Raw genomic sequence first — 18872 nt, 5'->3', positions numbered from 1 at the left:
AGCCGAGACGGGACCCGACGAGTCAGATCCCGAGGGCCGGCACCCACGCCGACCCGGGGAAGACGCCGACGATGGACAGCACCGCGATAGTGAACGTCGCGAGCGTGATAGCCGCCGCGGGCGGGTCCCAGTGCGTGTCGCCGTGGGCGTAGAATATCCGTTGCCACACCTCGCCCAGCAGCGCGCCGTAGATGCCAAACACCGCGGCGACGACCACGACCAGTACGCCGCTGGCGGTGGGGTCGCTGGCGACGACGGCGGCGCCGCCCGTCGACGCCGGCAAGGTCATGTGGTGCGTGACGGGGATCTTCTCGACGCCGAGGTTGAGGAACGTCAGCGAGGCCGCGCTGATGCCGAACCCGAGGAAGTAGCTCCCGGTCCGTAACCAGATGTAGCCGCCGAGGATGCCGGTGACGAGTCCGATGAGGGCGACGCCACTCCACTTGTACTGGTGGGGGAGCCACGGTTCGACGGCGAACCGTTCCTTGCCGGGTTTGTCCGCGTCGCCGCCGACCGCGCCCGCCGCCCGTTTCTCGCCGCGCTCGAACGGCGTCATGTCGAAGAGGCCGTCACCGGCGACGACGCCGATGATGGAGTAGCCCAGCACGACGCGGTGGAGCAGGGCGCTGAGGGTGACGCCCATAGCGATTGGGTCCCACGGGAGCGCCAGCGCCGCGGAGAACTGCGTGATGAGCATCCCCGCGATGCCGAACAGGCCACCGACGACGAGGTGGCTCGGTTCGGTGCCGAGCGCGAAGGTGATCGCTTTCGCGTTGTGGTAGTCGAAGCCGGCACCCATCTCGTTCTCTCTGGCGGCGTAGGCCGCGGCGGCCGCTCCGCCGGCAAAGGAGATGTGGGGGCCAAACACCGGGCCGAACGCGACTAGTCCGGTGACGTTCCCTGCCATCTCGGCCTGTGCGAATCCGGCGGCCTCGCCCGCGATGACCATGAAGCCGGTGAAACAGAACGCCGGGAGCGCCCCGAGTGCCGCACCGAAGGCGCCCCCGGCGAACGCGGCGATAAAGAGGATGACGAGCGTCGAGAACTCGATGCCCAGAACCGGGACCTGTAACAGCGTCCCTAGCATGGGTGGCTCCGCACGTGTTCGTTCGGGGACAGCCACGTCGTCACAGGGACGCCTCGCCTCGTCGGACCCGTTGTCGGTACCTGACCGCTCGATTCGACGTGTATCGCTATCATTGCTGAAGTGCGTCGGCGGTGCTGGCGACCCAGACGTCCGCCTCGACTGGAAAGATATCGCTACTTGACAGTATAGTTTGGCACCAGTTACCGCATCTGTGACAGACGACCGGACAGGGAGCGGGTCGACGTGGCCGTGGACAGTGTGTCGGAGTAATCTGGCGTTAGGTCGGCCTGACGGTCGCCTGTTTACACTCGTAGTCTTCGAGGAAGGCGTCGACCCCGCCGACGCTGATGCGTTCGGACCCGATGTCGACTATCAGCGAGTTCTCGAACCCGAAGTCGCTGTTGGCCGGCGAGACGAGGTTCTGCCGGACGTCGACGACGGTGCCGCTGATCGTCTCGAAGGAGTCGTCGGTACCGACCCGTCGGGCGTACAGGTCGACGGCGACGTCGTTGCCGGCCCGCAACTGCAACGTCACGGCGAAGACGAGAGGGCGGAACATCCGGTACGTCACCGGGAGCGACGGCGGTCTGGCCACGAGTAGTTCCTCGCCGATGGGCCAGTAGTTCCCCAGATAGGACCCGACCAGCACGGAGGCGACGTCGTGTTGCCGGAACGCGATTGCGCGGGTCTCGTCGTGGTCCCAACTCAACAGCGTCGCCGGCGATACGAACCCGCGCCGTTGGTCGGCCGCGAGCAGCGACGGCCCGCCGGCGAGGCCGGACCGGACGACGCTGGCGATGCCGTCGGCGTCCCCCTCCGGGGACGTCTTCAGGGCACCTCTCGGACCGTGGTTCGGGTCGCCGTTCAGCGAGAGGAGGACTAGGACGTCTCGGTCCCGCGCCCGCTTGAGTGCGTCCGCGACGGTCGGGAGCCGCTGGGCCGGTAACTGGAGGACCACCTCCGAGTCGGCCGCGTCGATGTGGCTCACCAGTCGCTTGTCCATCGTCGGCCGAGACTTGACGACTTCGAACGTGTCCTCCTCGCCGGTGTGTTGTTGGTACCGAGCGGTGACGGCCGACTCCAGCGTGTCGAGGTCGCTCTTGAGACGCCCGAACGCGTCGGCGGGGTCGACCGCTCGTATCTCCGTCGGCGTCCGGTGGTCCTCGACGGTGACGAAGCCGTCGGCCGCGAGGTCGTCACAGACGTCGTAGACGTAACTGGTCGAGACCCCGGCGGCCTCTGCGACGGTACTGGCCGTCGCCGACCCGCGCTCTACGACGGCGAGATACGTCTCCGCTGCCGTCTCCGAGAAGCCGTACTGCTGGAGTTTCCCGCGTATGGTCGCCGCATCTATGTCTGGTTTGTTCGGCATCGTGTGGTCCGTCGTACTGGGTGCCAGCGGGGCACTGCACCGGTAGTCCCGTCCTCTCTTCAGTACTTTAGTCTTTGGTCGACCCGTGTACGACGACGCGAGTTCGCTGTTGGGTGAGCCGCCCCGCTCGTCAGTCGTCGTCGCGGGTCCTGATGCCCTGCATCAGCGCTTTCACGTCCGCCATGTCGGCGTCACCGTCGTTGTCGATGTCGTAGCGTCCGGGGACGGGCTCGGAGTCGGTGATGCTCCGCGTGTTCTGTACCGTCAGCGTCGTCGTCGGGCCGTCCCGACCGACCGTGAGTTCGTAGTCGCCGGCCTCGACGACTTTCGGTTGGACGCCGAGGATATCGCCGGGAACGACTTCCAGTGCGGTGAGGTCGGCCGTCACGTCGACCGTCTTCGTCTCGCCGACGTCGAGCGAGACGCGCTCGTAGCCCAGCAGTCGACGCATCGGCTGGAGGACCGACCCGTACGACTCGGTGTTGAACACCTCGACGACGTGGTCGCCCGCCATCTCACCGGTGTTGGTGACGTCGACGCTGACAGTCACCTCGGACTGGTTCGCCGGATTCCCGACGGTGGTCCGGGACAGCGAGACGGTCCCGTACTCGAAGGTGGTGTAGCTCTGCCCGTGTCCGAACTCGAACAGCGGAGCGTTGTCGGTCCCGCCCGTCGACGTCGGCGGGTAGCGGTTGTACTGTACCGGCGTCGTCCCCACCGGCGTCCCGGCGTTGCCCGGCCAACTGAACGCGAGCTTGCCCGACGGGTTGTAGTTGCCCACGAGGGCGTCAGCGATGGCCGCGCCGCCGTCGCTCCCGGGTTGCCCGGCGAACAGCAGGGCGTCGAGGTGCGCGAACGTCTCGGGGCCACCGCGGGGACTGCCGGCCAGCAGGACGCCTACGACGGGCGTCGAGTCGTCCGTCGTCTCGCAGACGACCCGGACGAGTCGTTGCTGTGACTCGTCGAGGACGAGTTCGTCTCTGTCGCCGAAGCCCTCGTTGTGACTCCCTTCGCCGAGGACGACGACGACGGCGTCGGCGTCGGGTGCGGCCGACCGGACGGCCGACTCCTGCTCGTCGGTGAACTCGAACTCCCCGTTCTCGTCGCTCTGCTGGTTCTCGCCGTCGCCCTGTCCGGCCCACCACGTGGTGTTTTCGTACGTCGTCGGCACGTGGGTGAGACTGCTGACCCGGGAGCGGAGTTCCTCGGTCAGGAGACGCTGTCGCGGGAACGGGCCGCCGGCACTCGGCCCCTGCCACCCGAGCGTCCAGCCACCGTGTTGCATCAGCGCCCGCGTGTTGTTCCCGTCGCCGTCGACGCCGGGGCCGGTCAGCAGGACGTTCTCGTCGCCCGAGAGCGGGAGCGTGTCGTCGTCGTTCTCTAAGAGGACCAGCGACTCCCGTGCCAACTGCTCGGACGTCTCCTGTGCGCCGCCGACGATGCCGTCGATGCGGGACTCGTCGACGGTCGGTTCCGCGAACAGGCCGAGGTCGACTTTGCGTTCGAGAATCCGCCGTACCGCTTCGTCGATGCGTGCCATCGGTATCTCGCCGTCCTCGACCAGCGAGACGACGGTGTCGATGTACTCGACGGGACCGGGGGCGTTCCCGCCGTTGCCTATCATGTACATGTCGACGCCGGCGTTGATGGCCTCTTTCGTCGCCTGCCGGAAGGTCGGTGCGTAATCGTGGTTCGTCAGCATCCGGTCGAGGTCGTCCCAGTCCGAGACGACCATCCCCTCGAACCCGTAGTTCTCCCGGAGCATCCGCGTCAGTAGCCAGTGGGAGGCGTGGGCCGGTTTGCCGTTGACCGCGCCGCTGTTGACCATCACCGTGCCGGGTTCGGCCTGCAACGCCTCGCGGTACGGCGGGAGGACGTTCGTGCGGAGGTCTCGGAGCGAGGTGGACGCGGGCGCGCGGTCGTTGCCGTTGTTCGGGATGGAGTACGCGCCGAAGTGCTTGACACACGCGGTGAGTCGGTCGTCGTCCTCTAATCCGCGGGTGCGTGCCCGAGACATGTCGCCTGTGAGTTTCGGGTCCTCGCTGATGCCCTCGAAGAATCGACCCCACCGGGGGTCACGCTGGAGGTCCGTCGTCGGCGCGAACGTCCAGTGAGCGCCCATCGACGCCGTGGCGTCGCTGGTGTGACGCTCGGCCCGTTCGACGAGTGTGACGTCGCGCGTCGACCCCATGTTCAGTCGCTGGGGAAAGACGGTCGCACCCGCTAACAGGCCGTTGCCGTGCGTCGCGTCGACGCCGTAGAGGAACGGGACGCCGTGGTCGGCGTTCTGGAGGTTGTACTCCTGCAAGGCGTTGATGCCCGAGACCACCTCGCTTCCGTCGAAACTTGGCGGGGCTGCCCCGCCGGAGAGGACGGACCCGACGCCGAGTTCGCTGAAGTACTCGCCGACGGTGTCGACGCCGAAACTGTCGGGGACGTTCGACTCCCCGGGATCGGGTTCGAAGGAACTGATCGTCACCTGCGTCATCTGTCCCGCCTTCTGTTCGAGCGTCAGGTCGTTCAGAATCGCGTCTACGTCGCCGTCGGTCTGTGCCACAGCGCCGTTGGCGCCGGTGCCTACCGCCGCCGCTGCCGTCGCCGCTCCGGTCGCCTTCATGAACGTCCGCCGGGACGTCTCCGCGCCGGTGTCGTCAGCCGTGTCTGGGTTTCGTGTCATCCCGTCCGCAGCCACCCGCGGACGTTAATAATTGTTTCTGGTAATTACTGGTGAGACGACTGTCAAAGCATTTGTATCTGAAACATGCTCTCGGAATAAACCCCTGCAGTACCGTGTGAGGACAAACAATTTTCCCATCACGGGGAGGAGTTGGGGTATGTTCGAGAAATCTACATGGATACGCCTCCCGCGGAACGTCGTCATCGGGCACGGCGTGCTCGACCAGACGCTCGCCGCCGTGGAGGAACTCCACCTCTCGGGTCGGCCGCTGGTCGTCTCCAGCCCGACGCCACACGCTGTCGCGGGCGAACGGGTCGTCGAGCAGTTCGCGGCGGCGGGGTACGACCCGGCCGAGATCGTCATCGAAGAGGCGAGTTTCGACGCTGTCCAGCGCGTCATCGCCCACGCCGAGGAGGTCGAGGCCGGATTCGCCATCGGCGTCGGCGGCGGGAAGGCCATCGACATCACGAAGATGGCGGCCGACGACCTCGGCCTCGGGTTCGTCTCCGTCCCGACGGCGGCCAGCCACGACGGCATCGTCTCCGGGCGAGGCTCGGTCCCGGAAGGCGATACCCGCCACAGCGTCGCCGCGGAACCGCCGCTTGCGGTGGTCGCCGACACCGAAATCCTCGCCGAGGCCCCGTGGCGCTTGACCACCGCCGGGTGTGCCGACATCATCTCGAACTACACGGCGGTCCGCGACTGGGAACTCGCACATCGACTGAAGAACGTCCCGTACTCGGAGTACGCCGGTGCCCTCTCACAGATGACCGCCGAGATGCTCGTCGACAGCGCGGGTTCCATCAAGAAGGGACTCGAAGAGTCCTCGTGGATCGTCGTCAAAGCGCTCGTCTCCTCCGGCGTCGCGATGTCCATCGCGGACTCCTCTCGCCCGGCTAGCGGCGCCGAACACCTCTTTTCGCACCAACTCGACCGCATCGCGCCCGACGCCGCGCTCCACGGCCATCAGGTCGGCGTCGGCGCCATCATGACCGAGTACCTCCACAGCGGGCCGAAGGGGCGCTGGCGCGACGTCCGGGACGCGCTCGGCGCGCTCGGCGCCCCGACGACGGCCGACGACCTCGGCATCGACCACGAGACGGTCATCGAGGCGTTGACCACGGCCCACGAGATTCGCGACCGGTACACGATTCTGGGCGACGGGATGAGCGAAGAAGCCGCCATCGAGGCCGCGACGGTCACGGGCGTCGTCTAGACGAGTTCGCCGACCGCGTCGGGGTTCGCGTCCCACCGGACCGCCTCGTCGCCCCGCTGGCCTTCTCCTTCGGTCAGTTCTGCAGTGAACACGACGCTCAGTCGATACACCGTCTCGGCCGACTCGTCGTCACCGTTTCGCACGCCGGAGATGGTCGCTCTGACCGCGTCCGTCACGGTACAGTCGACGCCGGCGGCGTCTCGGACGATGCGCTTTGCCGCCGTCTCTAGGTCTTCGTCCGGGCGGGTCTGTCCACGCGGGAGCATCCACTCTCCGTCGCCCTCTCGTAGCATCACGGCGCCGTCCTCGTCGCGGACGATGGCGTGGACGTCGAGTTGGCCGTCGCGGGACCGCTCGACCGCTCGCTCGTAGCTCTCTTCGTCCACCTCGAACGTCGTCTGCGTGACCGCCGGCGAGCCGAACTCCGCGTCGAGCCGGCTCAGTCGCTCTTCGACGCGGGCCCGAGAGCGGTCGGAAACGTCCATGCCGCGTGGCTGGGACGGACCGCGTATAAACCCACTCAATCGCTCTCGGTGCGGATACGCTGGAGAACCGACAGAGAGCGATGGGGCTGTCGACTCCACCCGGCCGCTGTCCGGCGGTCGCTCGCGAGGCCGGTCTAAACGCGCCCGGTCAGACGTGCTCGTCGAGGAACTCGACGACGCGGGTGTACGCCTCGATGCGGTTCTCCCGCTTGCTGATGCCGTGGCCCTCGTCGTCGAATATCAGTTTCTCCACGGGGACGCCGTGGTCGGCCACCTCGTCGGCTATCTGCTCGGCCTCGCCGACGGGCACCCGCGGGTCGTTCGCGCCGTGGAGGACGAACAGCGGTGCGGTGATGCGCTCTACCTTGTTGATGGGCGAGACGGATTCGAGGAACTCGCGGTCCTCGGCCAGCGACCCGTACTCGGCCTCGCGCAGTTCGCGGCGCCACTCGCCGGTGTTCTGTAGGAAGGTGACGAAGTTGGCGATGCCGACGACGTCGACGCCCGCGGCCCACAGGTCGGGGTACTCCGTCAGCGACGCAAGCACCATGAACCCGCCGTAGGACCCGCCCATCGCGACGATGCGGTTCGGGTCGACCGCCGGGTGGTCGTGGAGCCAGTCGACGCCGGCCCGGATGTCCTTCACCGAGTCCAGCCGCTTCTCGACGTCGTCTAAGTGCGTGTAGGCCTTCCCGTAGCCGGTCGACCCGCGGACGTTCGGTTCGAGGACGGCGTACCCCCGCGAGAGGAAGTACTGTGTGAGGCCGGCGAAGGAGGGCCGGCGCTGGCTCTCCGGGCCGCCGTGGATGTCGACGATGACGGGGGTGGTGCCGTCGTTCTCGGCCGCCGGCGGGAGCGAGAACAGCGCCGGAATCTCGCGGCCGTCGAAGCTCTCGAAGCGGACCACCTCGGGTTCGACGAACGTCTCCTGTGGGATGCCCGCCGTCGACGCGTCCGTCCAGCGCTCGCTCTCGCCGCGCTCGGTGTCGACGACGAAGACGTTCGTGTTGACGCTGCGGCCGGTGACGCTGACGGCGAACTCCTCGGCTTCCGGCCCCCACGCGACGCCGCCGGCGAGGCCGCCGGGCAGGTCCGGTGACGGGAACGCCTCGACGTCGGTCGGCCCGTCGAACTCGCCGACCGTAATCTCGTTGTAGCCCTCGACGTTCCGGGAGTACGCGAGGCGGCCGGTGTCCTGGTCGATGGCGACACCGTCGATGTTCCACTGTTCGTCGTCACGAACGATTTCGAGGTCCCCCTCCAGCGAGAGGCGTGCCAGCGCCAGCGTGTCGCGTCCTTCGTCCGTGACCAGATACAGTGCGTCGCCCTCGGGGCCCCACGAGACGCTCGTGTACCGGACGCTCCCCTCGTGTGGCGTCAGGTGCGTCAGGTCGCCCGATTCGACGTCGAGGACGTACACGTCCTGGTCGAAACTGGAGTGTGCCTCGCTGATGGCGAGGTGCTGGCCGTCCGGCGACCACCCGGAGACGGTGAACCACCCGTCGCCTTCGTACACCAGTTCGGCGTCGTCGCCGGTGGCGTCGCGGTCCTGTACGTACACGTCGAAGACGGCCTCGTCGCGGCGGTTCGAGGCGAACGCGAACGCCTCGCCGTCGGGCCGCCAGCCACCCCAGCGGTGTTTGGCGTCGGGCATCGCCGTCAGTTCGGTCACCCGACCGTCGTCGTCCAGCCGGTACAGTTGGGCGCGCTCGTTGCCCCCCTCGTCCATCCCGAAGACGAGTTCCTCGCGGGTCGGCGAGTAGTCGACGAAACTCACCGGTTCGTCGTAGAAGGTCCGCTGGTCGGGCCAGCCCCCGGGTTCGTCCAGCGTCCAGACCTGTCCGACGCCGGTCGTGTCCATCAGGAAGGCCAGCGTTCCTTCCGGGGAGATGGAGGCCCCGTAGGCGCTGCGGACGTTGAGGTAGCGTTCGAGGTCGTAGTCGTACACGCCTCCCCCGAGGAGTGGCGCGACCAAAACCCTTGCCGGCGAACGGGTGGCTTTTTGAGAACCCCCGCCGAGACGATGGGTATGCGTGTCGCGGTCGTCGCCATGGAGACGAGTCACTACCGGGACACCGAAGGTCGACGCCGAATCGAACGCGTCGCCGGCGAACTGGCCGACGCCGGCCACGAAGTGTCCGTGTTCTGCTCGCAGTGGTGGGACGGCTACGGCAAGCGGTTCGCCCCCGAGGAGGTCACGTACCGCGCCGTCACCGTCTCGCCGACCGTCCCCTCGTTCTGTACGCGTCTGCCCGCACTGCTCGCGAACTACCGCCCCGACGTGATTCACGCGGTGCCCTCGCCGCCGTCGGTGCTGCTCGCTGCCTCGCTGGGCGGGACGCTCTCCCGAGCGCCGCTGGTCGTCGAGTGGTACGGCGACGAGGCCCTGCCCGAGGCCCGCCGGACCGACTGGTCGCTCCGCGCTCCGGACCAGTTCGTCACCCCCTCGGAACTCGTCCAAACCGGTCTCTGGGAGGCCGGTGCGCCCGACGACCGGACGACCATCGTCCCCGAGAGCATCGACATGGACCTCGTCCGCGAGGTCGACCCGGCCGAGGAAGTCGACGTGGTGTACGCCCATCCGCTGGACGAGAGCGCGAACATGGAGTCGCTGTTCCTCGCGCTGGCGGAACTCCGCCAGAAGGACTGGTCGGCCACCGTCGTCGGCGACGGACCCCAGCGCGAGGTCTACGAACAGGAGGCTGCCGACCTCCGAATCGACGACCGCGTGGAGTTCGTCGGCGCGTGTGACCGCGAGCGGCGCGTCTCCATTTATAAGGGCGCGCAGGTGTTCGTCCAGACGGCGTTCCGCGAGTACTTCGCGACCGACCTCCTGTGGGCGCTCGCGGCCGGGTGTATCGGCATCGTGGAGTATCAGGCCGGCTCCAGCGCCCACGAACTCGTCGAGCAGCGCGACCGGGCCTTCCGCGTGACGAATCCGCAGGAGATAGCCGACAAGATAGTCGCCTCGGCGGACATGGAACGGCGGACCGTCGACGAGTCGCTGGCGGCTTTCGACCACGACGCGGTGCGCGGCGAGTACGAGTCGCTGTACGAGCGACTGGTCGAGGCGTACGGGTTCTTCTGAGAGGGAGGTGGTGTTTGAGAATCGGCATTAATAACGGAGTGCTTAGAGTTGGTCAATTCCTCGTGCAACTCTGTCTCCGATGGCAGCACCGACAACTGATGCAAGAACAGCAACAGACAGTCCAAAAACAATAGCAACAGGAACGAACAGTACCGTTAGAACACCGTACTCGAACGATGCCGACCAGCCGTCTTCCAGAATCTCAAACACATGCCATATTGTCGGAAGGCCGCCCAGTAATCCAGTTCGCAAGCCAGCACGGCCGATTGATATCGGGGTGCGGTTGTAATGATACCCTACAATAACTCCTGCAAATAACACTGGTGTGAACGAAATAACGTTCCCAGAGGAGAACAAAGAAACCGCTACCGTAACCGGAACCGAACAGATTCCAAGTATCGTCGCTATCCGCAGCGATTGGTCGGTCTCCGAAATCTTTGGCAACTGAGTAAGCTCCATCTCTTATGAATCCTTCACGAGTGCCAGAGTGTATAAAATATACGATATATTATTTCCCGTAATAATATGCTGGTGTTCGTAGACAGTCTTCTAATCGGAATAGCAAGGTAGCTCACGCGGCTGCCCTGAGGAACGTGATTCCGAGATACTGCGTTACTACCACACGGGGCGCTGTACGAGCAATTGGTCGACGAACTCGGCCTGTTCTGATAGTGACTGCTGTAAGTCATTCCGGTATCGACCGCCAGCCAGCGGATGGTCGAACCGGTACATAGTTACAGCAATCACTATGAGCCATCGGCGGGGACGTTATCCGCCATCGTGTCGTAGACGCTTACAATGGACGACGCTCGACTCCTTCGTGCGTTCGTGCTTCCCGAGCTCGCGATGCTGTCGATCCTCCTCCTCTATCTCGGTGCCCGCCTCACCAGCGAGACGGGCCGCGCGGCGTCACTCTCGCGCCCGCTCACGCTCGCCGCGTTCCTGTTCGTCCTCCTCGAACTGCTGATTCCGCTGGCCGTCTGTCTCGACGTCTGCCGACGGCCCGACGACCCCGATATGATCCGGGTCCACGCCGCCGCGATGCCGCTCGTGAACGTCCTCGGCGTGCTGGCGTACCTCGACGACCGTAAGCGGTCCCGGGAGAAGTGACGCCACCGCCCAGACGAAACCCGTTTGCCCCTCTGGCCCGTCCCTGCCTGTAGTGACAGCAGAGGAGCCAGCCGACGAGACGGCCGGTACGACTATCGAACTCGATACGGTGTACGACGCCATCGACGCCGTCGGTCGGCCACATCTGACTGCGACGGAACTCTCCCGGAAGACCGACTTGACCCCCGACGAGGCCCGCGACGCCCTCGAAGCGCTCGCCGCCGACGGTGACATCCAGCGACAGGACGTCGCCGAGACGGACGCCGTCTGGTACCCGACCGACGTCGCCGAGGTGACCGACCGCGAACGGGTCGTCCTGTTTCCGGACCGCCGGGAAGTCGTCGTCGAGCACCCCGACCAGTTCACGCGGGCACAACTCTCGCAGTTCGCCCGCCTACAGGACTCCAATCGGTCGGGCGGCTACGTCTACGAGATTCGGGAAGCCGACGTCTGGGCGGCCCCCCACGAGTCGCTCGACGGATTGCTGGCGACGATGCGGGACGTTCTCGGGGAGCGCTCACCTCACCTCGAAGAGTGGGTGACGAGCCAGTGGGAACGCGCCCGCAAGTTCCGGCTCTACACGCACGAGGACGGCTACGTCGTCCTCGAAGCCGACAGCGACGACCTGATGGGCAACGTCGCCCGGCAGAAACTCGCCGAGGACACCCTGCGGGCGCCCATCTCGGACTCCGAGGCGTGGGTCAACGAGGACGCCACCGCCGAGGTAAAGCGCACGCTGTACGAGGCGGGCTATCCGGTCCGGGACGACCGGGAACTGGAGGAAGGCGACGCGCTGGAGATGGACCTCCTGCTCCGCCTGCGGGACTATCAGGCTGACTGGGTGGAGCGGTTCACCGAGCAGGGCTCTGGCGTGTTCGTCGGGCCACCGGGGTCTGGCAAGACGGTGGCGGCGATGGGGACGATGGCCGCCATCGGCGGCGAGACGCTGATTCTCGTCCCCTCGCGGGAACTCGCGACGCAGTGGCACGACGAACTCGTCCGACACACGTCACTCTCCGACGCCGACATCGGCGAGTACCACGGCGGGACGAAGGAGATCCGCCCGGTTACCATCGCCACCTACCGCACCGCCGGGATGGACCGCCACCGGAAACTGTTCGACCAGCGCAAGTGGGGGCTCATCGTCTACGACGAGGTCCACCACGTCCCGAGCCCCATCCACCGCCGGAGCGCCGACCTCCAGACCAAACACCGCCTCGGCCTGACGGCGACGCCGACCCGCGAGAGCGACGACGAGGAGGAGATATTCACGCTCGTCGGCCCGCCCATCGGCACCGACTGGGGCAAACTGTTCGACGAGGGCTACGTCGCCGAACCCGAAGTCGAGATTCGGCTGGTCCCGTGGGGCGGGGACGGGGAGCGCTCGGAGTACGCCGCCACGTCGGGTCACGACCGGCGACAGGCCGCCGCCAGCAACACCGGCAAAGTCGACGAGATACGGTACACGCTCGCCGAACAGCCGGGTGCGAAGGCGCTGGTGTTCGTCGAGTATCTGGACCAAGGCGAGGCCATCAGCGAAGCCATCGACGCGCCCTTCATCAGCGGCGAGACCCCCCACGCCCAGCGGGAGCGACTGTTCGACGAGTTCCGTCGGAGCGAACGTGACACGCTGGTCGTCTCGCGGGTCGGCGACGAGGGAATCGACCTGCCCGACGCCGAACTCGCTGTCGTCGCCTCGGGTCTGGGCGGGTCCCGGCGGCAGGGGGCACAGCGGGCCGGGCGGACGATGCGGCCCGCGGGCGACGCGCGCATGGTCATTCTCGCCACTCGGGGGACGACGGAGGAGGACTTCGTCCGCCGGCAGATGCGCCACCTCGCCTCGAAGGGCATCCGCGTGAACGAGACCGAGGCCGAGGCCGTCGACCCGCCCGTAGCCGAGGACTAGCGTAACAATTGAAACGATTCACACACCGACCGCACCGCGGTCGTGCGATCGGGTGTGCATTGATTTTCAATGGCTACTATAAGGCCCGGCCCCGTACGATGGCGAACGTTCCGCCGAGTTCGTCGGGGACCTCCTCGACAGTTGTTATCTCGAATCCGGCATCTGTGAGTAACTCACGGTTCCGATCGGCGCCGTGGAAACTCCACGCCATCCGCTCGCCGGTGTCCAACCAGTCGTCGTTCTCCCCGGCCCACGCCTCGGCCCCGACCGCGACGAGCAGGTGCCCGCCCGGCCGGAGAACGCGCTCGAACTCGGCGAAGACGGCGGCGTGTTCCTCGCGGGGAACGTGGATGACCGCGTGATAGGAGACGACGGCGTCGAACGTCTCGTCACCGAACGGGAGGTGAGCGAGGTCACCCTGTACGAGTCCGGCGCTCGCGACTCGCTCGCGTGCCGTCCGCAACTGCTCGCGTGAGATATCGAGACCGGGCACGTCGTGTCGCTCAGCGAGGACCTCGGTCGCTGGCGTACCCGCTCCACAGCCTGCATCGAGGACGAGACTCCCATCGTCGAGGGTCGACGCGAGTCGTTCGACGAGGGCACGTTCGCGCCCCGCTCCATCTCGCTCGGCCGCGTACGTTGCCGCTATCTCGTCGTACCCCTCCCTCACGACGTCCCGCTGGTTCATACCGTGGCTGGCGTAGCGGCCGATAAGTGCTTTCTGCCTATGTGAGGTCGTGTGAAATCTATCCACGTAGCGCCGCCGGGTCTGAACACCTCAGTCGCTAGAAACTGTAACTATATGTCTGTACGACCAAGCCGGGTCATGGTCCCCGCTATGACCTGCCCCGACTGCGGCGCGCAGGTCGAACGGGCAGACGACCTCGGGGCCGGCCGCCGCGTCCACCGGGTGCGTATCCACGACGACGGGAGGGTAACTGTCGCAGGCGACGAGACGGTCACACTCTGGCACTGTGCGAACTGCGACCTCGTGGTCGGGTTCAGTTAGTGTCGAAGCGCTCGGGGTCACGGACCGCCTCGGCGACGTTGACGGCAGCGGCGTTCTCCGCCACGTCGTGGACCCGGACGACGTCGGCCCCGCGTTCGGCCGCGAGCGTCGTCCCCGCGATGGTCGCCTCCAGACAGTCGCCCGGGTCCTCGCCGACGAGGCCGAACAGCGACTTGTGGGAGTGACCGACCAGAATCGGACAGCCCAGCGCCCGGAACTCCGCCAGTCGGTCCAGTAGTTCGAAGCTCTCGACGGCCGATTTCCCGAAGCCGATGCCGGGGTCGACGAGAATCTGCTCGCGGTCCAGTCCGGCCTTCTCGGCCAGCAACACCCGTTCGGTCAACTGGTCGATACAGTCCTCGACGACGTCGTCGTAGTGGATGTCGCTGTCGGGGTCGACCGGCGTCTCGATGGAGTGCATCACGACGACGGGAACGTCGCGCTCGGCGGCGACCAGTCGCATCTCGGGGTCTTCGAGGCCCGAGACGTCGTTGAGGATGTCCGCGCCCGCGTCGAGGGCCGCACGCGCCACCTCGGCCTTCCGCGTGTCGACGGAGACGTGGACGTCCATCTGGGCGAGGGCCTCGACGACCGGGACGACGCGGTCTCTCTCTTCGTCGGCCGGGACGACGTCCGCCCCCGGCCGGGTGGACTCGCCGCCGACGTCGAGGATGTCCGCGCCGTCTGCGATCATCTGCTCGGCGCGGGCGACGGCGTCCTCGACGGCGTTGTACTCCCCACCGTCGTGAAACGAGTCCGGCGTGATGTTGAGGATGCCCATGACGGCGGTGCCGTCCTCCCACGGATAGCCACGCGCGTCGTCTGGCTGCTGGATGTCCAGCGCCTCGCGAAGTTCGTCGGCGAACGTCGAGAGGCCGTAGGGCTGGCCGTCGAGTTTGTCGGCCAGCCGTCGGTACTGGGCCATCGTCGCCATCGTGACGACGTCGACGCGCTCCTCGTCCTGATCGTTCAGCCCGGAGATGGCACACTCACCGCCCAGCGACAGCAGTTCCTCCTTGAGGTACTGGGCCTGCCGCGGTTGGACGCGAGTTCGGAGGACGCGGTGGACGCCCTTCCCGCGCATCCGCCACGCGCCGGCGTCGGTGACGTGGGCGGCCTTGATAGTCTCGCGGGACTCCGAGATCGAGTCGACGCGTTTGGGAACCATCGCGCGCGCCCAGCGCGTACGGGCCTCCCGGACCGCGTAGAGCGACCCGGTGACGAGGACGGCGTCGCCGTCGTCGGCCGCGTCGAGCGCCACCCCGAGCGCACCGGCCACGTCGTGGCGCGTCTCGACGTCCGCATCGGTTGCGGACCGGAACGCCTCGGCGACGACCGCCGGGCTCTCGGCCCGGTCGACGTTCGGTTCACAGGCGACGGCGTGGTCGGCCGCCGACAGCGCCTCGGCGGCGCCCACGTGGTCCTTATCCACCATCGCACTGACGACGATGTGCAGGTCGTCGTAGTCGAACGAGTCGAGCGTCTCGACGGTGCGTTCGAGGCCACCGGGGTTGTGTGCGCCGTCGAGGACGACCAGTGGGTCCTCGCCCATCACCTCGAAGCGGCCGGGCCAGTGGGCGTTTCGCAGGCCGCGTTCGAGGTCCGCCTGTGTCACGTCGGCGACCTGCCGGACGAGTGTCGCCGCGATACCGGCGTTGTGGGCCTGATGCTCGCCAAGCAGGGGGAGGTGGGTGTCGACGTGCCAGTCCGGGCCGTCGACGGTGACCGCACCTTCGAGGCCGTCGCGACCGCCGTAGGTGACGGTCACGTCGGCATCGTCGCCGCCGCCGACGGTCACCACGTCGCCGGCCTGTTCGCGGACCGCGGCGAGGGCGTCGCCCGTCGCCCCGGTGACCAGCGGCGCGTCGTCGGGCGCGACGTGGGCCTTGTCGCGGGCGATTTCCTCGACGGTATCCCCGAGGATGTGCGTGTGCTCTAGCGTGACCGACGTCACGGCGCTGGCGACGGGGTCGACGACGCTGGTGGCGTCGTATCGCCCGCCGATGCCGACTTCCAGTACCGCGACGTCGACGTCCTGTCGGTCGAACTCCCAGAGGGCGAAGGCGGTCAGCGTCTCGAAGAAGGTCGGTGACTCCCCGTCGGCACCCCGTTCGGTGACGTACGGTTCGACCGCCTCGACGAACTCGACGAGCGCGGCCTCGGGTACCTTCCGTCCGTTGACTCTGATGCGTTCGCGTACGTCGTCGAGATGCGGCGAGGTGTAGAGGCCGACGTCCAGTCCGGCCTCCCGGAGGGCGCGCTCGACCATCCGGGCGGTCGAGCCCTTCCCGTTAGAGCCGGCGATCTGGACACAGCGAAGACCCTCGTGTGGGTCGTCGATATCGGACAACAGGCCCCGCGTGGCGTCGGTGCCGGCCCGTGACGCGAACCGGCGCAACTCGAAGAGGAAGTTCGCGGCCTCGTGGAACTCCATGCCCGGAGTATCGGAGCCGCGCGCTTTAGCCTGTCGGACCGGTGTACGCATCGAGCGAGGCCGCCAACTCGGCCGAGCGCCGTCGCCAACAGGCCCCTACTGCTCGTCTCGCCTGTCGTCCTGTATCCACCGGACGACGGCCCCGCTCACCGCGAGGAAAGCCACGCCGAGCAACGGCGCGACGTCGACGGACCCACCGGGCCGCGGGGTCGGTTCGTCGGCCGTCTCCGCGTCGCCGCTCTCGGACTCGGTCTGCCGGTCGCGCGCGTCCTTCGTGGCCCACTCGACGTTCGAGCGGTCCTCGGTCCGTCCGTTCGGTTCGGCGTCCTCGGGCGTCGGTTCCTCGTCGAGGACGGTACTGGCGACGGACTCCTCGCGCGCTGTCGCCGAGTCGTCCGGGGCCGGTGTCTCCTCGGCCTCGTCACCCTCCGTAGTCGCCGAACTCGGCCCGGCGGCAGTCGTGCCCCCGCCGGCCGACCCCGCAGTCGGTCGGTCGACCTTCGTCGTCGGCGGTGGTGTCTCCCCACCCGCGAGGGACTCGTCGTCGCCACCGTCACGTCGGCGGTACCACCAGATACCGACCGTTGCAATCCCGAGGAGGACCAGCGAGACGCCGACTCCCAGTAGCCCCCACTCACGGAGTGCCGACGGCGCTTCCGCCTCGGTCCCTGTGTCGGCGTCCGGGCCGCACTCTGTCTCCGCCGTGGTGCCCCGACTGCCTGCGGGCGCAGTCCCTGCGACCGCCTCGTCGGCCACCGTCGACGCCTCGGCCTCGGCGACGGCGACGCCGGGAACCGCGTCCAGTACCCGCGCGACGACGCCGGCGTCCACGTCGACACGGAGAATCGTGTAGTCGCCCATACCACGAACGACGGCCGGACGTGATTTAAATCCGCGTGACCGCGGGCCGGGGCCATCCGCCGGCCGGCGACTGAGTCGCTACGTCTCCGTTTCGACCTCTCGGTCGTCGGCGAGGTCACGCTGTTTGGCCGCGTCGACGGCACTCTCGCGCGTGGTCTCGACGGGACCGGACCCTGCCCGTCCGTCCTCGTCCAGTAACGTCTGTAGTTCCGCTTCGAGTTCCGCCTCCGAGAGGTCCCCGTCGACGTAGCGTTCGGTGAGTTCGGCGCGCCGCGCTTCGACGGACGGTTCGAACCGGTCGCCGAGGCCGAGTGCGGCGAGCGGCGGCAGGGCCGACTCGACGCGATGGAAGAAATCGGCCGCGCGCTGGCTTTTGGGCATCGACGCTCGACTGGCGAGTTCCGAGAGGAGCGCGGCGAGACAGACCACGTCGAGGCCGGCGAGGACGAGCGTCCCGAGAATCCACGCGGCGACGATACCCAGAATCGGGCCCCCGGTCACGAGCGTCGACAGCGTCGCGACGAGACCCACGACGGCGACGCCGACGGCGCCCAGCGTCGACAGGACGACGCCGGCAAACAGTAGCCAGTGGCGGTTTTCCGAGACCCAGTTCACAGTCCCACTAGTCACAGACGGGGCATATGGGTTTGGTCATCAGTCCCTGTCGTGTCCGTTGACGGGAACGTAGGACCGACCAGAATCGGAGAAGCCGCCAAGCACCCACTCGCGAACCGTGAGCCGGCTTTTCTTTCCGGCCTCGCGGGCCGATGCCAGCCGCCGTTCGGTCGTCTGGAAGTAGTTGACGACAGTGACCAACACGACGCCGCCGATAGAGTTGCCCAGCAGGACGGGGACGACGAACTGCGAGACGCCGACCCAGAGCGCGAGTTCGCCGTTGAAGACGAGATACAGCATCTCCGTCGCGGAGACGACGACGTGATAGAGGTTCCCGAACGGGATAGCGAGAAACGAGACGTACACGAGCGCCAGTCGCGAGATGCTGTCGCGAAGCGAGTAGTCGACCCAGACGACGCCGGCGACTATGAGGCCGGCGAACACCGCTTTCGAGAACAGCGTCCACCAGGGCGTCTCGATGGCCTTCTGTGCGAACCCCTCTGCCGCCGAGGCCGCCGCCGGCGAGAGCACGCCGGTCGAGGAGAGCGCGAGCGCACCGAGCAACCCGCCCGCGAGGTTGGCGAGGAGGACGAGTCCCCAGATGCGCATCAACGACGGCAGACTCGCCAGCCGTTCGAGGGTCAGTGCGACCGGCGGCAACGTGTTCTCGGTGTACAACTGGTAGTCCCCGAGGATGATGAAGACGAACCCGAGCGGGTAAAGCAGCGCGCTCAGAACCGGGTCGCCGTCCGTCGACGCGTACAGCGACGCGTACAGCAGGAACGTGACGGTGATGGCAAACCCCGCGGCAAGTCCGCTGAAGAACAGTTCCCGCGTGGTGGCGGTTATCTCTTCGTCTGCCGCGACGACGATACGCTGGAATATTTCGTCGGCCGAGAACCTGTCGCGGATGGTGTGCCCACCCGCCGGCGCGCCACTCTGTGAGACGTCGACGGCGTCACGGACCGCTGTTTCCCGGTCAGTATCGTCCGACATAGATCCACGGTTTACG

General features: G+C 67.2%; 16 protein-coding genes. 5 read left to right on the top strand and 11 right to left on the bottom strand.

From position 1 onward, the window contains the following. Window positions 1-22: 22 nt before the first annotated feature. The 3 genes from NDI85_RS05920 to NDI85_RS05910 all read right to left on the bottom strand — a co-directional run bounded on the left by NDI85_RS05920 (window position 23) and on the right by NDI85_RS05910 (window position 5136). A complete protein-coding gene (locus NDI85_RS05920) occupies window positions 23-1087 on the bottom strand; it encodes a hypothetical protein (RefSeq protein ID WP_188993762.1) in 1065 nt (354 codons plus the stop codon). Window positions 1088-1364: 277 nt separating this feature from the next. Further along, a complete protein-coding gene (locus NDI85_RS05915; protein WP_310915228.1) occupies window positions 1365-2459 on the bottom strand; it encodes a TrmB family transcriptional regulator sugar-binding domain-containing protein in 1095 nt (364 codons plus the stop codon). A gap of 130 nt (window positions 2460-2589) precedes the next feature. Beyond that, window positions 2590-5136, bottom strand: coding sequence for a glycoside hydrolase family 3 N-terminal domain-containing protein (locus NDI85_RS05910; RefSeq protein ID WP_310915227.1), 2547 nt, complete (start codon window positions 5134-5136; stop codon window positions 2590-2592). A gap of 157 nt (window positions 5137-5293) precedes the next feature. Between NDI85_RS05910 and NDI85_RS05905 the strand changes: the two genes are divergently transcribed. Further along, a complete protein-coding gene (locus tag NDI85_RS05905; RefSeq protein WP_188993769.1) occupies window positions 5294-6352 on the top strand; it encodes an NAD(P)-dependent glycerol-1-phosphate dehydrogenase in 1059 nt (352 codons plus the stop codon). Here NDI85_RS05905 and NDI85_RS05900 read toward each other — a convergent pair. Both NDI85_RS05900 and NDI85_RS05895 read right to left on the bottom strand, forming a co-directional pair. Further along, window positions 6349-6837: an NUDIX hydrolase gene (locus tag NDI85_RS05900; RefSeq protein ID WP_188993771.1), complete on the bottom strand. Its 489-nt coding sequence runs from the start codon at window positions 6835-6837 to the stop codon at window positions 6349-6351. The two genes, NDI85_RS05905 and NDI85_RS05900, sit on opposite strands and share 4 nt — an antisense overlap. Window positions 6838-6985: 148 nt before the next feature. Beyond that, window positions 6986-8785 (bottom strand): S9 family peptidase, encoded by a 1800-nt coding sequence (locus tag NDI85_RS05895; protein ID WP_310915226.1) that lies wholly within the window; start codon window positions 8783-8785, stop codon window positions 6986-6988. 81 nt (window positions 8786-8866) lie between these two features. Here NDI85_RS05895 and NDI85_RS05890 point away from each other — a divergent pair, with 81 nt between their 5' ends. Then, a complete protein-coding gene (locus NDI85_RS05890; protein ID WP_310915225.1) occupies window positions 8867-9925 on the top strand; it encodes a glycosyltransferase family 4 protein in 1059 nt (352 codons plus the stop codon). A gap of 42 nt (window positions 9926-9967) precedes the next feature. On the opposite strand, the gene NDI85_RS05885 is transcribed toward NDI85_RS05890, so the two are convergent. Continuing rightward, on the bottom strand, window positions 9968-10384 hold the full coding sequence (locus NDI85_RS05885; protein WP_310915224.1) for a DUF5518 domain-containing protein: 417 nt from the start codon (window positions 10382-10384) through the stop codon (window positions 9968-9970). Window positions 10385-10723: 339 nt separating this feature from the next. On the opposite strand from NDI85_RS05885, the gene NDI85_RS05880 reads away from it, so the two are divergent. Both NDI85_RS05880 and NDI85_RS05875 read left to right on the top strand, forming a co-directional pair. Beyond that, window positions 10724-11035: a hypothetical protein gene (locus NDI85_RS05880; protein ID WP_188993787.1), complete on the top strand. Its 312-nt coding sequence runs from the start codon at window positions 10724-10726 to the stop codon at window positions 11033-11035. A 52-nt stretch (window positions 11036-11087) separates the two neighbouring features. After that, complete coding sequence (locus NDI85_RS05875; protein ID WP_310915223.1) at window positions 11088-12941, top strand: DEAD/DEAH box helicase; 1854 nt, start codon at window positions 11088-11090, stop codon at window positions 12939-12941. Window positions 12942-13017: 76 nt separating this feature from the next. On the opposite strand, the gene NDI85_RS05870 is transcribed toward NDI85_RS05875, so the two are convergent. Then, window positions 13018-13629 (bottom strand): methyltransferase domain-containing protein, encoded by a 612-nt coding sequence (locus NDI85_RS05870; RefSeq protein WP_310915222.1) that lies wholly within the window; start codon window positions 13627-13629, stop codon window positions 13018-13020. Window positions 13630-13779: 150 nt separating this feature from the next. Here NDI85_RS05870 and NDI85_RS05865 point away from each other — a divergent pair, with 150 nt between their 5' ends. Further along, complete coding sequence (locus tag NDI85_RS05865) at window positions 13780-13950, top strand: hypothetical protein (protein WP_188993793.1); 171 nt, start codon at window positions 13780-13782, stop codon at window positions 13948-13950. Here NDI85_RS05865 and folP read toward each other — a convergent pair. The 4 genes from folP to NDI85_RS05845 all read right to left on the bottom strand — a co-directional run bounded on the left by folP (window position 13943) and on the right by NDI85_RS05845 (window position 18856). Then, on the bottom strand, window positions 13943-16384 hold the full coding sequence (gene folP / locus NDI85_RS05860) for a dihydropteroate synthase (protein ID WP_310915221.1): 2442 nt from the start codon (window positions 16382-16384) through the stop codon (window positions 13943-13945). The two genes, NDI85_RS05865 and folP, sit on opposite strands and share 8 nt — an antisense overlap. 96 nt (window positions 16385-16480) lie before the next feature. Next, on the bottom strand, window positions 16481-17245 hold the full coding sequence (locus NDI85_RS05855) for a hypothetical protein (protein ID WP_310915220.1): 765 nt from the start codon (window positions 17243-17245) through the stop codon (window positions 16481-16483). Window positions 17246-17323: 78 nt separating this feature from the next. Beyond that, on the bottom strand, window positions 17324-17860 hold the full coding sequence (locus NDI85_RS05850; RefSeq protein WP_188993800.1) for a hypothetical protein: 537 nt from the start codon (window positions 17858-17860) through the stop codon (window positions 17324-17326). Between the two features lie 39 nt (window positions 17861-17899). Continuing rightward, complete coding sequence (locus NDI85_RS05845; protein ID WP_188993802.1) at window positions 17900-18856, bottom strand: formate/nitrite transporter family protein; 957 nt, start codon at window positions 18854-18856, stop codon at window positions 17900-17902. Window positions 18857-18872 lie beyond the last annotated feature (16 nt).

This window comes from Haloarcula sp. S1AR25-4, assembly GCF_031624555.1.
Classification (GTDB): Archaea; Halobacteriota; Halobacteria; order Halobacteriales; family Haloarculaceae; genus Haloarcula; species Haloarcula pellucida.
Note: the sequence above shows the minus strand (reverse complement) of the source record. Positions and strands in the feature narration are given on the sequence as shown.

Bases quoted from the DNA above. Each gene is read 5' to 3' on its own strand.
- NDI85_RS05855 (WP_310915220.1), bottom strand. From the start codon at position 17,245: ATGGGCGACTACACGATTCTCCGTGTCGACGTGGACGCCGGCGTCGTC.
- NDI85_RS05905 (WP_188993769.1), top strand. From the start codon at position 5,294: ATGTTCGAGAAATCTACATGGATACGCCTCCCGCGGAACGTCGTCATC.
- NDI85_RS05910 (WP_310915227.1), bottom strand. From the start codon at position 5,136: ATGACACGAAACCCAGACACGGCTGACGACACCGGCGCGGAGACGTCC.
- NDI85_RS05885 (WP_310915224.1), bottom strand. From the start codon at position 10,384: ATGGAGCTTACTCAGTTGCCAAAGATTTCGGAGACCGACCAATCGCTG.
- folP (WP_310915221.1), bottom strand. From the start codon at position 16,384: ATGGAGTTCCACGAGGCCGCGAACTTCCTCTTCGAGTTGCGCCGGTTC.
- NDI85_RS05900 (WP_188993771.1), bottom strand. From the start codon at position 6,837: ATGGACGTTTCCGACCGCTCTCGGGCCCGCGTCGAAGAGCGACTGAGC.
- NDI85_RS05920 (WP_188993762.1), bottom strand. From the start codon at position 1,087: ATGCTAGGGACGCTGTTACAGGTCCCGGTTCTGGGCATCGAGTTCTCG.
- NDI85_RS05915 (WP_310915228.1), bottom strand. From the start codon at position 2,459: ATGCCGAACAAACCAGACATAGATGCGGCGACCATACGCGGGAAACTC.
- NDI85_RS05890 (WP_310915225.1), top strand. From the start codon at position 8,867: ATGCGTGTCGCGGTCGTCGCCATGGAGACGAGTCACTACCGGGACACC.
- NDI85_RS05865 (WP_188993793.1), top strand. From the start codon at position 13,780: ATGACCTGCCCCGACTGCGGCGCGCAGGTCGAACGGGCAGACGACCTC.
- NDI85_RS05880 (WP_188993787.1), top strand. From the start codon at position 10,724: ATGGACGACGCTCGACTCCTTCGTGCGTTCGTGCTTCCCGAGCTCGCG.
- NDI85_RS05845 (WP_188993802.1), bottom strand. From the start codon at position 18,856: ATGTCGGACGATACTGACCGGGAAACAGCGGTCCGTGACGCCGTCGAC.
- NDI85_RS05870 (WP_310915222.1), bottom strand. From the start codon at position 13,629: ATGAACCAGCGGGACGTCGTGAGGGAGGGGTACGACGAGATAGCGGCA.